11 protein-coding genes are annotated in these 11,989 nt (G+C 70.7%); 9 read left to right on the forward strand and 2 right to left on the reverse strand.

Annotation, left to right across the window (positions count from 1 at the left end; translation table 11 throughout):
* Positions 1-924 (reverse strand): sugar phosphate isomerase/epimerase (locus ASE87_RS02705; protein WP_157489709.1); only part of this gene is annotated, 924 nt, incomplete at its 3' end.
* A gap of 68 nt (positions 925-992) precedes the next feature.
* Complete coding sequence (locus tag ASE87_RS02710) at positions 993-2,033, reverse strand: magnesium transporter CorA family protein (protein WP_082452362.1); 1,041 nt, start codon at positions 2,031-2,033, stop codon at positions 993-995.
* A gap of 18 nt (positions 2,034-2,051) precedes the next feature.
* On the opposite strand from ASE87_RS02710, the gene ASE87_RS02715 reads away from it, so the two are divergent.
* The 9 genes from ASE87_RS02715 (at position 2,052) to mnhG (ending at position 11,957) form a co-directional block, all read left to right on the forward strand.
* On the forward strand, positions 2,052-2,822 hold the full coding sequence (locus tag ASE87_RS02715; RefSeq protein WP_082452250.1) for a fructosamine kinase family protein: 771 nt from the start codon (positions 2,052-2,054) through the stop codon (positions 2,820-2,822).
* Between the two features lie 108 nt (positions 2,823-2,930).
* On the forward strand, positions 2,931-4,442 hold the full coding sequence (gene otsA / locus ASE87_RS02720; RefSeq protein WP_056225746.1) for an alpha,alpha-trehalose-phosphate synthase (UDP-forming): 1,512 nt from the start codon (positions 2,931-2,933) through the stop codon (positions 4,440-4,442).
* Positions 4,439-5,218, forward strand: coding sequence for a trehalose-phosphatase (gene otsB, locus ASE87_RS02725; protein WP_056225747.1), 780 nt, complete (start codon positions 4,439-4,441; stop codon positions 5,216-5,218). The genes otsA and otsB overlap by 4 nt, the downstream gene beginning before the upstream one ends.
* Positions 5,219-5,359: 141 nt before the next feature.
* Positions 5,360-8,362 (forward strand): Na+/H+ antiporter subunit A, encoded by a 3,003-nt coding sequence (locus tag ASE87_RS02730; RefSeq protein WP_082452251.1) that lies wholly within the window; start codon positions 5,360-5,362, stop codon positions 8,360-8,362.
* Positions 8,359-8,889: a Na(+)/H(+) antiporter subunit C gene (locus ASE87_RS02735; RefSeq protein ID WP_056225750.1), complete on the forward strand. Its 531-nt coding sequence runs from the start codon at positions 8,359-8,361 to the stop codon at positions 8,887-8,889. Before ASE87_RS02730 ends, ASE87_RS02735 begins: the two co-directional genes overlap by 4 nt.
* Positions 8,886-10,523: a Na+/H+ antiporter subunit D gene (locus ASE87_RS02740; RefSeq protein ID WP_082452252.1), complete on the forward strand. Its 1,638-nt coding sequence runs from the start codon at positions 8,886-8,888 to the stop codon at positions 10,521-10,523. The genes ASE87_RS02735 and ASE87_RS02740 overlap by 4 nt, the downstream gene beginning before the upstream one ends.
* Positions 10,520-11,140: a Na+/H+ antiporter subunit E gene (locus ASE87_RS02745; protein WP_043593984.1), complete on the forward strand. Its 621-nt coding sequence runs from the start codon at positions 10,520-10,522 to the stop codon at positions 11,138-11,140. The genes ASE87_RS02740 and ASE87_RS02745 overlap by 4 nt, the downstream gene beginning before the upstream one ends.
* On the forward strand, positions 11,137-11,400 hold the full coding sequence (locus ASE87_RS02750; protein WP_043593982.1) for a monovalent cation/H+ antiporter complex subunit F: 264 nt from the start codon (positions 11,137-11,139) through the stop codon (positions 11,398-11,400). The genes ASE87_RS02745 and ASE87_RS02750 overlap by 4 nt, the downstream gene beginning before the upstream one ends.
* Entirely contained in the window at positions 11,397-11,957 is a 561-nt protein-coding gene (mnhG, locus tag ASE87_RS15685) for a monovalent cation/H(+) antiporter subunit G (protein WP_231567047.1), read from the forward strand. Before ASE87_RS02750 ends, mnhG begins: the two co-directional genes overlap by 4 nt.
* Positions 11,958-11,989: the final 32 nt, after the last annotated feature.

An 11,989-nucleotide genomic window follows, 5' to 3' on the forward strand; every position in this document is an offset into this window, starting at 1 on the left:
GTCGTCGATGGGCGTCGAGGTCGCGTGGGGACGGTTCATGCTCGCGGGGCTCGGGGTGGCGGCGGTCGCCGTGCCGCTCGCGGTCGTCGCGACGGTCCTGGTCGTCTGAGGGGGCCGGTCGACGGCGCCCGACGTGGGTGTGGTCGCCAGGTGACGACGCGCGAAGGCGAGCGTCCGCCTCAGCTGGCCGAGCCGCGCCTCCTCGTCCCCGGCGGTGTGCACCTCGGCGGCGACGACGCCGGACCATCCCGACCGGGCCAGGTGGGAGAGGACCTCGGCGACCGGCTGCGTGCCCTGACCCGGCACGAGGTGCTGGTCGTGCAGCCCACCCGGCCGGGATGACACGACGCCGTCGGTCAGGTGGACGTGGCGCAGGCGGGGCCCCAGGGCCAGGGCGAGGTCGAGTGCGTCGCGACCGGCGACGGCGGCGTGCGAGAAGTCGAGGGTGGCCGCGTCGACGTCGGTCGCCACGGGATCGGGCCCGGGGCGGTAGGCGTCGAACCCCACGGGCCCGAAGCGGAGGGGGAACATGTTCTCGACCGCCAGGGTGACGCCCGTCACCTCGGCGATCTCGCGGACGACGTCCACGAAGCGGGCCGCGAACGACCTCTGCCAGACGAACGGCGGGTGGACGACGACGGTCGAGGCACCCAGCTCGAGGGCCAGCTCGGCCGACCGACGGAGCTTGTCGACCTGGTCCCGGCCGAAGGCGAAGTGCGCGACGGGCAGCACGGGGGCGTGCACCGAGAGCACGGGCAGGCCCCAGCGCGCGGTCGTGGCGCGGAGGAGGTCGGCGCGACGGGTCGTCCGGTCGGCCGTCACCATCACCTCCATCCCGTCGAAGCCGGTGAGCCGCGCGAGCCGGAAGGCCTCGTCGGTCGACAGCGGGAAGACGCAGGACGTGCTCATTCCGACCGTGATCACGCGGCCAGGCTACGACCGGGGCGGCAGGGCGACGTCGACCCCGCGGTGAACAGTGCGGGAACGGCGGACTACAGCCAGTCGCGACGCTTGAACTGCCACCAGAGCAGGCCGCCGATCGCCACGATCAGCACGCACGACGTGACGAAGCCCGCGGGGGACTGGAACCCCGGGTACGGCACGTTCTGACCGTAGAACCCCGTGATCGCCGTGGGGACGGCGATGATGGCCGCCCAGCTCGTCACCTTCTTCATGATGAGGTTCATGCGGTTGGACTGCAGGTTGAGGTTCGTGTCGAGGATGGTCGAGACGAGGTCGCGCAGGGAGTCGTTCTGCTCGGCCACGCGCAGCACGTGGTCGTAGACGTCCTGGAAGTACGGGTGCATGGCGGAGTCGACCTCCTTGAGGTCGCGGCGCAGCAGGGTGTTCAGCACCTCGCGCATCGGCGACGCGACCCGCCGCAGCTGGACGAGGCTCTTGCGCAGGGCGAACGAGCGCTTCTGCACGTCGATGGTGCGGGGCGCGGGGTCGAAGAGGTCGTCGGCGATGCCCTCGATCTCGTCGTCCAGCGCGTCCGTGGCGTCGAAGTGCCGGTCCACGACGCAGTCGAGCAGACCCCAGAGGAAGTACGAGACGCCGTGCGACGCCAGGTCGCGGTTCTGGTCGAAGGTCGCCTGCAGCCGGGTGACGTCGAACTCGGGATGGTGGATCGTCACGAGGGCGCGCTCCGTGATGAACGCCTTCACCTCGCTCGTGTCGAGCACGCCGCTGGCCCGGTCGAACCGCACGTCGTAGAGAGCGGTGAACAGATGGTTGTCGTACCGGTCGACCTTGGGTCGCTGTCCGTCCTGCAGCGCGTCCTCGACGGCGAGCTCGTGCAGACCGAGTTCGTCCTCGAGCGAGGCGAGGTCGCCTGCTGTCGGGTCGGTGAGGTCGATCCACACGTGGCAGCCGTCGGTCTCGAGGTGGTCGCTCACCTCGTGCAGCGGGAAGTCGTGGGCGATCAGCTCGCCCCCGCGGTAGGCGCGCGTGACGATGGTCGTGTCGGACTGGTCGCCCTCGTCGGCGGTGCCGTGGGGCCCCTCGGTGCGCGGGGGACGGGTGTCGGTCATGAGGCGCATGCTATTCCCGTGACCTCGTACACGAAGCAGCGTGCCGACGCCCCCGTCGGGTTCTTCGAGGCCGAGGCGGCCGGGCTCGCCTGGCTCGCCGAGGCCACACCCCGAGGAGGCGCGCGCACCGTGGGCGTGCAGGCCGCGTCCCCGGGGCGCATCGACCTCGATCCCGTGCACGAGGTCCACCCCACGGCCGAGGCCGCCCGGGCATTCGGCGAGGCGCTCGCGGTGACCCACGCGAGCGGCGCGGACGCGTTCGGCGCGCCTCCTCGGGGGTGGACGGGCCCGTGCTTCATCGGCAGCCGATCGATGACCGTGCGACCGAAGGCGACCTGGGGCGTCTTCTACGCCGAACAGCGAGTCCTGCCGTACGCCCGCGTGGCCGTCGAGGCGGGCAGCCTCGACCGGGCGGGCCTCGAGGTCGTCGAGCGGGCGTGCCGCGTCGTCGCCGACGGTGCCTTCGACGACGACGTCCCGCCGGCTCGCCTCCACGGCGACCTGTGGGCCGGCAACGTGCTCTTCGACGGCGGGGGAGTCGTGCTGATCGACCCGGCGGCCCACGGCGGGCACCCCGAGACCGACCTGGCGATGCTGGCGTTGTTCGGTTGCCCGCACCTCGACGACGTGCTGGCAGGCTACGAGACGCGCTCGCCGCTGGGGGAGGGATGGCAGGGCCGCGTGCCGCTGCACCAGCTGCATCCGCTGGCCGTGCACGCCGCCGGTCACGGGCCGAGCTACGGCGTGGCGCTGGTGCGGGCCGCCGAGGCGACCCTGCGCCTCGTCTGACCGGCGCCGCAGAGGGGTACGCCGGCCGCCAGGGGGCGTCTGGGCGCCGCTGATAATCTGGCCGTCCCGCGTCCGTGCGGGCGATCCGACAGGAGCTGACCCACCCCCATGCCTGACACCCCCGCACGCTACGGCTTCGTCGTCGTCTCCAACCGCCTCCCCGTCGACCGGGTCGTCGCCGACGACGGTTCGGCGTCCTGGCAGCACTCGCCCGGGGGTCTCGTCACCGCCCTCGAGCCGGTCATGAAGGCCAACGACGGTGCGTGGGTGGGCTGGGCGGGACAGCCCGACCTCGAGTTCGAGCCCTTCGAGGCGGACGGGATCGAGATCGTCCCCGTGCCGCTCAGCGCCGACGAGGTGCAGCGCTACTACGAGGGCTTCAGCAACGACACGCTGTGGCCGCTCTACCACGACGTCATCGCGGCACCGACCTACCACCGGGTCTGGTGGGAGTCCTACGTGCAGGTCAACCAGCGCTTCGCCGACCGGGCCGCCGAGATCACCGAAGAGGGCGGCACCATCTGGGTGCAGGACTACCAGCTGCAGCTCGTGCCGAAGATGCTGCGCGAGGCCCGACCCGACGTCACCATCGGGTTCTTCAACCACATCCCGTTCCCGCCGCTCGGCATCTTCTCGCAGCTGCCCTGGCGGCAGCAGATCGTCGAGGGCCTGCTCGGCGCCGACGTCATCGGCTTCCAGCGGGCCGACGACGCGTCGAACTTCTCGCGCGCCGTCCGACACCTGCTCGGCTACTCGACGACGCGCCCCTACATCGAGGTGCCGGTCGACGACGAGTCCGCGCCGGTGTCGCGCCGCGGCACGAAGGTGCGCCGGGTGCTGGCGAAGCACTTCCCGATCTCGATCGACGCCGCCAGCTACGAAGAGCTCGCCGCCCGACCCGACGTCCAGGCCAGGGCCCGCGAGATCCGCGAGGGCCTCGGCAACCCCAAGACGATCATGCTCGGCGTCGACCGTCTCGACTACACCAAGGGCATCCGGCACCGCATGAAAGCCTTCGGCGAGCTGCTCGCCGACGGTCGGCTCAGCGTCGAGGACGCCACGCTCGTGCAGGTCGCGAGCCCGAGTCGCGAGCGGGTCGAGACGTACAAGCAGCTGCGCGACGAGATCGAGTTGACCGTCGGCCGCGTGAACGGCGACTACGGCACCATGAGCCACACGGCCATCAGCTACCACCACCACGGTTACCCCCGTGAAGAGATGGTGGCGCTGTACCTCGCCGCCGACATCATGCTGGTCACGGCGCTGCGCGACGGGATGAACCTGGTCGCGAAAGAGTACGTGGCGGTGCGTCGAGACAACGACGGCGTGCTCGTGCTCAGCGAGTTCGCCGGCGCGGCCGACGAGCTCAAGAGCGCCCTGCTGATCAACCCGCACGACATCGGCGGCCTCAAGAACACGATCATGCGTGCCGTCGAGATGCCCAAGCGGGACCGCACCACGCGCATGCGGGCCCTCCGCCGCCGCGTGCTCGAGAACGACGTGGCCAAGTGGTCGGCGTCCTTCCTCCAGGCCCTCGAGAACGTGCGACCGGGGCAGCAGATCACCCCGGCCCCGGCCCCGGCCTCGGCCTCGGACGCGACGGGCGGCGACGCCTCGTGACCGGTTCCGACTCCCTGGCGCTCAGCGACGCGCTCGGTCGCCTCGCGACGACCCCGCGCCTCCTCGTGGCCCTCGACTTCGACGGCACCCTCGCCCCCGAGGTCGACGCGCCCCTGCAGGCCCGGGCGCTGCCCGCGGCCCTGGACGCGATCACGCGCCTGTCGGCCCTCGACCAGACCACCGTGGCCCTGGTGTCCGGGCGCGACCTCGCCTCGCTGGTCGAGGTCAGCCAGACCCCCGACGAGGTGCTGCTGGTCGGCTCGCACGGCATCGAGGTGCGGATCGACGGTCACGAGACCTCCTTGAGCGACGACGAGCGGGCTGCCCGCGCGCGCCTGTCCGACGCCGTCCACGGTGCGGCCGAGGGGCGTGAGGGCGTCTTCGTCGAAGAGAAGCCCGCTGGCCTCGCCCTGCACACGCGGCTCGCGGACGCCGCGACGACCGAGGCCGTCCACGGTGCCGCCCGCGAGGCCGTCGGTGCGCTCGGCGGCATGCACGAGCGGATCGGCAAGAACGTGCTCGAGTTCGCCGTCCGGGCGACCGGCAAGAACGACGGCATCGACCGACTCCGTGAAGCCGTCGAGGCCACGGGCGTCCTCTACGCGGGGGACGACGTGACGGACGAGGACGGCTTCCGAGCGCTCGGCCAGGGCGACCTGTCGATCAAGGTCGGCCCCGGACAGACGGGGGCGATGCACCGCGTCGCGGACCCCGCCGCGATGGCCGACCTGCTCGTCGAACTGGCCGGTCTGCGTGAGCACCTGGGGCATGCCTGACCCCGCATGTCTTGCACGGGTGTGATGATCCGGTCTGAGCATTCCCAGGCGACCGCAAGGTAGTCTGGACACTCCGCCGCGACTCCCCGCCGCCGCTCAGCCGAGCCGGTTCGACGAGGTCGCCAGCCGACGGAGGTCGCCGTGATCGTAGTCCTGACAACGTTCGCCGTGGCGGCCGTCGTCGTGGCCTGCGTCGGAGGGCGACTCGGTCGATCGCTCTTCCTCTGGGCGTCCGTCGTGCCCTTCGTCGCCTTCGTCTTCACGGCGTTCCAGGGGCCCGCGGTGCTGTCGGGTGAGGTTCCCACCGAGGCCGTGCCCTGGATCCCGCAACTCGCCATCTCGCTCACGCTGCGCATGGACGTGCTCGCCTGGGTGCTCGGGCTGGTCGTGACCGGCGTCGGCGGCCTCGTGCTCGTCTACTGCGCCCGGTACTTCGAGCGCGACGAGGCCGGTCGAGCTCGGTTCGCGGCCGTGCTCGTGGCCTTCGCGGGGGCCATGTACGGCCTCGTGACGAGCGACGACGTCTTCGTCCTGTTCGTCTTCTGGGAGGCCACGAGCGTCTTCTCGTACCTGCTCATCGGGCACTACACGGCGAAGCAGGCGAGCCGCGGTGCCGCGTTGCAGGCCCTCATCGTCACGACCGCGGGCGGGCTGGCGATGCTCGTCGGCCTCGTGATCCTCGCCGTCCAGGGCGGCACCAGTTCGCTGTCGCAGCTCGTCGAGCAGCCGCCCACCGGCACGGTGGTCACGGTGGCCGTCGTGCTCGTGCTCGTCGGGGCCCTCTCGAAGTCGGCACTGGTGCCGTTCCACTTCTGGCTGCCGGCCGCCATGGCCGCACCGACGCCGGTCAGTGCTTACCTCCACGCCGCGGCGATGGTCAAGGCGGGCATCTACCTCGTCGCCCGGCTCGCGCCCGGCTACCACGACCAGCCCGGCTGGCAAGAGATCATCGTCACCGTCGGGGTCGTCACGATGGTCCTGGGCGGCTACCGCGCCCTCCGCCAGCACGACCTGAAACTCGTCCTGGCCTACGGCACGGTGAGCCAGCTGGGCTTCCTGACGATCGTGGTCGGTTTCGGCACCCGCGACGCGGCCCTCGCCGGGCTCGCCCTGCTGGTCGCCCATGCCCTGTTCAAGTCGACGCTCTTCCTCGTGGTGGGGGTCATCGACCACCGGGCGGGCACGCGAGACCTCCGCAAACTGTGCGGGCTGGGTCGCCAGGCGCCCGTCCTCCTCGTGGTGACCATCCTCGCCCTCGCGTCCATGGCCGGCGTGCCGCCCACCTTCGGCTTCGTCGCGAAGGAGGCCGTCTTGACGGCACTCTACGACGACGCCGTGACCGGCTCGGCCTGGGGCGTGATCGCGCTGGTGGGTGTGATCGTCGGGTCGATCCTGACCACCGCGTACAGCCTGCGTTTCCTCTGGGGGGCCTTCGGGCGCAAGAAGGGCGTCGAACCGGTCGACTTCGTCCGCGAGCACGTGGACTTCCTCGCGTCGCCGATCGTCCTGGCCGTCGCCGGTGTGGTCCTCGGTCTGGTCTCGTACCAGGTCGGCCCGGTGTTCGCGCGCTACGCCGACACGCTCCCCGCCTCACCGGGCGAGCACGAGCCGTACTACCTGGCGCTGTGGCACGGAGTCGAGCCCGCGCTCGGTTTCACCGCGATCTCGCTCGTCGTCGGCGGCCTGCTGTTCTGGCAGCGTGACCGGGTGTCGCAGGTGCAGAAGGCCGTCTCGTTCCTGCCCCGCGCCTCCGACGGGTACGTGCGCATCATGGCGACCATCGACCGCACGGCGTCACGGACGACCGCGACGACGCAGCGCGGCTCGCTGCCGTTCTACCTCGCGACCATCCTCGTCGTGTTCATCGCCTCGTCGGCGGTGACGCTGGCGCTCAACAGCGACTGGCCGACCACCGCCGTGCTCTGGGACTACCCCGCGCAGCTCGCCATCGGCGGGTTGATGATCATCGGCGCCATCGCGTCGGCGCTGTCGAACAAGAGGTTCCAGGCCGTGGTCCTCGTCGGCGTGACCGGCTACGGCATGGCCGCGCTCTTCGCCCTGCACGGGGCCCCCGACCTGGCCTTGACGCAAGCCCTCATCGAGACCATCACCCTGATCGCGTTCGTCCTCGTGCTGCGTCGGCTGCCGGCCCGCCTGGGCGAGCGGAACGGGCGCACCCACCGCGCGATCCGGGCCGTCATCGGCGTCTCGGTCGGCTCCGTCATGGCCGCCATCGCCGTCGTCGCCCTCGGGGCGCGTTCGATCCCCACCATCTCCGGCGCCTTCCCCGATCTCGCCGTCGACGGTGGCCACGGCCGAAACGTCGTCAACGTGACGCTCGTCGACATCCGCGGGTGGGACACCATGGGCGAGATCGCCGTCCTCATCGTCGCCGCCACGGGCGTGGCGAGCCTCGTCTTCCTGACCTCCCGCGCCGACGTCCTGCCCCGGCCCGAGCGGCGGACGCGGGCGCAGCGCTTCCTGGCACGGGTCCGACCCGTGCGCGAGCCGGCTCCGGTCGTGCCCGTCGGTGGGGCGACGGCGCAGATCGGCGACAGCACGGAGGGCGACCGGCGTGCCTGGCTGTTGGCCGGGCGCAAACTCGCTCCTCAGAACCGGTCCATCCTGCTCGAGGTCGTCGTCCGGCTGATCTTCCACGCCATCATCGTCGTCTCGATCTACCTGCTCTTCGCCGGTCACAACCTGCCCGGCGGTGGCTTCGCCGGCGGTCTGGTCGCAGGCTTCGCCTTCGTGGCGCGGTACCTCGCCGGCGGGCGGTACGAGCTCGGCGCGGCCGCACCCCTCGACGCCGGCAAGCTCTTGGGCGCCGGTCTACTGACGGTCGCCGCGACGGCACTCGTCCCGCTCTTCTTCGGCGTCGACGCCCTCACGTCGACCTGGTTCGAGGCCGAGGTGCCGCTGCTCGGCCACGTCGAGTTCGTCACGTCGACGTTCTTCGACGTCGGCGTCTACCTCGTGGTCGTCGGACTGGTCCTCGACGTGCTCCGCAGTCTCGGAGCCGAGGTCGACCGTCAAGAAGAAGAAGACGCGTTCGGCCACCCGAGCGAGGTGTCCGAACCCGAAGAGGAGTCGCTCCCCGTGTCCGTCGCCGGTACGTCCCCGACCGAGCGGGGGCGCGCATGAGCGTCTCCCTCGTCCTGATCGTCGTCATGGCCGCGCTCTACGCCTGCGGCGTCTACCTGCTGCTCGAGCGCAGCATGACCCGGGTGCTGCTGGGCTTCCTGCTCGTCGGCAACGCCACGAACATCCTCATCCTGCTCATGTCCGGGCGACGCGGCGCGGCTCCCGTGGTCGACGGACAGGCCGATCCGGCCGACTTCGCCGACCCGCTGCCGCAGGCCTTCGTGCTGACGGCCATCGTCATCACCTTCGGCATCTCGGCCTTCATGCTCGCGCTGATCTACCGGTCGTGGCGACTCGCCCAGGGCGACACCCTCGCGGACGACGCCGAAGACCTCGAGATCGGACGTCGAGGCGTCCCGGCCGAAGAAGAGTCCGAGCAGGGCGACGGCGACGACGAGGCGGGTGGTGACAGCGAGTTCGGCAGCCGGGCCGAAGCGGCCGTCTCGGCCGACGATCGGCGGGCGAGCGACGACCGTCTGCCCCACAGCGACCGGCCCCACCACGACGAGAAAGGGCACCGAGCATGACCACCAGCTACCTCGTGCCGCTCGTCGTCCTGATCCCGCTGCTCGGTGCGGCCGCAGCACTGATCGCGGGTCGGCGGCCCCGGCTGCAGGCCGTCGTCTCGATCGTCGCCCTGGCCCTCGTCGTCGTGATCAGCCTCGTGCTGCTCGTCGTCGTGGACACGCAAGGAGCGATCGCCGTGCAGGTGGGCGGTTGGCAGGCGCCGTTCGGCATCACGCTCGTCGTCGACCGTCTCGCCGCGCTCATGCTCAGCATCTCGTCGATCGTCCTGCTGGCGGTGTTCGTGTTCTCGGTCGGGCAGGGCCAGGCCGACGGTGACGGCGAGGCCCCGGTCTCGATCTACAACCCGACCTACCTCATCCTCGCCACGGGCGTCTTCAACGCCTTCATCGCGGGTGACCTCTTCAACCTCTACGTGGGCTTCGAGATCCTCTTGGTGGCCAGCTACGTGCTGATCACCCTCGGCGGCACCGAGCAGCGCATCCGGGCCGGCGTGGTCTACATCGTCGTCAGCCTGGTCTCGTCCGTGCTGTTCCTCGCGTCCATCGCGATGATCTACGGCGCGCTCGGCACGGTCAACATCGCCGACATCGCCCAGAAGATGGACACCATCCCGCCCGACGTGCAGACGATCATCCACGTCATGCTGCTGACGGCGTTCGGCATCAAGGCCGCCATCTTCCCGCTGTCGTTCTGGCTGCCGGACTCGTACCCGACCGCTCCGGCCCCCGTGACCGCCGTGTTCGCCGGGTTGCTGACGAAGGTGGGCGTGTACGCCATCATCCGCACCGAGACGGTGTTGTTCGTCGAGAGCAACGTCAACGTCTATCTGTTGATCATCGCGTTGCTGACGATGATCGTGGGCATCCTCGGAGCGGTGGCCCAGGCCGACATCAAGCGACTGCTCTCGTTCACGCTGGTCAGCCACATCGGCTACATGATCTTCGGGATCGCCCTCGGCACCGTCGAGGGTCTGGCGGCGACCATCTACTACGTCGTGCACCACATCACGGTGCAGACCACGCTCTTCCTCGGGGCGGGGTTGATCGAACGGCGAGGCGGCACGGCGTCGATCACCCGGCTGGGCGGTCTGCTCAAGGCGGCGCCGATCGTGGCCGTCCTCTTCTTCATCCCGGCGCTGAACCTGGGTGGCATCCCGCCGTTCTCGGGTTTCATCGGCAAGGTGGCGCTCTTCGAGGCCGGCGCCCGGCTCGACGATCCGCTCGTGTACGTCCTCATCGGAGCCGGGGCGCTCACGTCCCTCCTCACGCTCTACGCCCTCATGCGTGCCTGGAACCTCGCGTTCTGGCGTCCCAAGGCCGACGTGGACGACCACGAGTCGCCCTTCACCGAGCATCTCGAAGAGGCCCCGGGGCGGGTGGCCGTCCAACAGCGTCGCACCAACCCCCGCACCATGGTGGGCGCGACCGCGGGCATGGTGCTCGTCTCGCTCGCCCTCACCTTCGCCGCCGGCCCGCTCTACGGCGTCGCCGAACGGGCGGCCGGTCGGGTGTACGGGTCGAACGACTACGTGCAGACGGTCTTCCCGGGCGGCCGAGGCGAGACGACGTCCGACCCGTCGTCGCCCGAGCCCGAACCGGCCTCGGACTCCGCCGACGAGGGGAGCACCCCGTGACCGGTCGTCCCACGCGCGGCGAGGTCGGCCGCAGCCTCGCCCGTCAGCTTCCCCTGCTCGTCGGGCTGGTCGTCCTCTGGATGGCCTTGTGGAACCAGTTCACCGTCCTGGCCTTCGTCACCGGCGTGGCCGTGGCTCTGCTCGTGACCCGGGTGTTCTTCCTGCCGCCGGTCGAACTGAGCGGCCGGTTCAACCTCTGGTACGCCGTGGTCTTCCTGGCGCACTTCGTGGTCGACCTGGTGCGCGCCTCCGTCATCGTCGCCTGGCAGGCCGTGCGTCCTCGTGGGGTGACCTCGAACGCCATCGTCGCCGTCCAGCTGCACACGAGGTCGGACTTCATCATGACCCTGGTCGCCGAGGCGATCTCGCTCGTTCCCGGGTCGCTCGTGGTCGAGGCCGACCGCGAACGGTCGATCCTCTACCTGCACGCCCTCGCCGTCGAGGACGTCGCCGGCGTCGAGGACGTCCGTGACGGCGTCCTGGTCGTCGAGGCCCGCCTCGTCCGGGTGCTCGGCAGCGACGACGACCGACGTCGCATCGCCGACGGCACCCCGGCCGCCGCCGAGGTCCACGAACCGATCAGCCCGTCCTCGTCCCACGAAGGAGGTCCCTCGTGACCGTCGTCGCCTACGTCGTCGGTGCGCTGTTCGCGTTCGCCGGACTCGCGTCGGTCATCCGCATCGTGCGGGGGCCGTCGATCCTCGACCGCATGATCGCGTCCGACATGCTGCTGACCACCCTGATCTGCGTCCTCGCCGCCGACATGGTGTTCAACGGCCACACGCGGACCATCCCGGTCATCCTCGGCCTGGCGCTGACGGCAGTCCTCGGTTCGATCACGGTCGCGCGGTACGTCTCGAAGCAGGACCCGTCGTGATCCCCGAGATGGTCTACGAGGTCGCCGCCTCCGTCATGCTGATCGGTGGGGCGCTGCTGTCGGTCGCGGCAGGCATCGGGCTCCTGCGGTTCCCCGACGCCCTGTCGCGCATGCACGCCGCGACCAAGCCACAGATATTCGGCCTCATCCTCGTGCTGGCGGCGATCGCGCTCGACCAGCACACCGTCGGCACGATCGCGTCCCTGCTCGTCGTCCTCGTCTTCCAGATGCTCACCGCCCCCATCTCGGCGCACATGATCGGGCGGGCGGGGTACCGCAACGGCGACCTGTTGCGGGACCAGTTGGTCGTCGACGAACTCGACGACGCCGTGGCCCGGGCCGCCGGCGAGATCGCCGAGACCACCGAGGGCGACGTCGCCGATCTCGACGTGTCCGACCTGCCCGTCGGGTCGGCCGACGCCCTCGCCGTCGAGATGGACCGGGTGGGCGACTCCTCAGGGCTCGACGACAGTGAGGGCGACGACGAGGCCCGCGACCACGAGGGCCGGCGCACCCGCTCACGCGACGCCGCGGCGGGGGAGCCGGGCGAGCTCTGAGGCCTCCGGCCACGATGGACGGCACGGGCCCG

It is taken from the genome of Frigoribacterium sp. Leaf44, assembly GCF_001421865.1.
In the GTDB taxonomy this organism is placed as follows: domain Bacteria; phylum Actinomycetota; class Actinomycetes; order Actinomycetales; family Microbacteriaceae; genus Frigoribacterium.

Excerpts from the sequence above, each read along its gene's own strand:
- otsA (WP_056225746.1), top strand. The coding sequence starts at position 2,931 with ATGCCTGACACCCCCGCACGCTACGGCTTCGTCGTCGTCTCCAACCGC.
- ASE87_RS02735 (WP_056225750.1), top strand. The coding sequence starts at position 8,359 with ATGAGCGTCTCCCTCGTCCTGATCGTCGTCATGGCCGCGCTCTACGCC.
- ASE87_RS02710 (WP_082452362.1), bottom strand. The coding sequence starts at position 2,033 with ATGACCGACACCCGTCCCCCGCGCACCGAGGGGCCCCACGGCACCGCC.
- ASE87_RS02740 (WP_082452252.1), top strand. The coding sequence starts at position 8,886 with ATGACCACCAGCTACCTCGTGCCGCTCGTCGTCCTGATCCCGCTGCTC.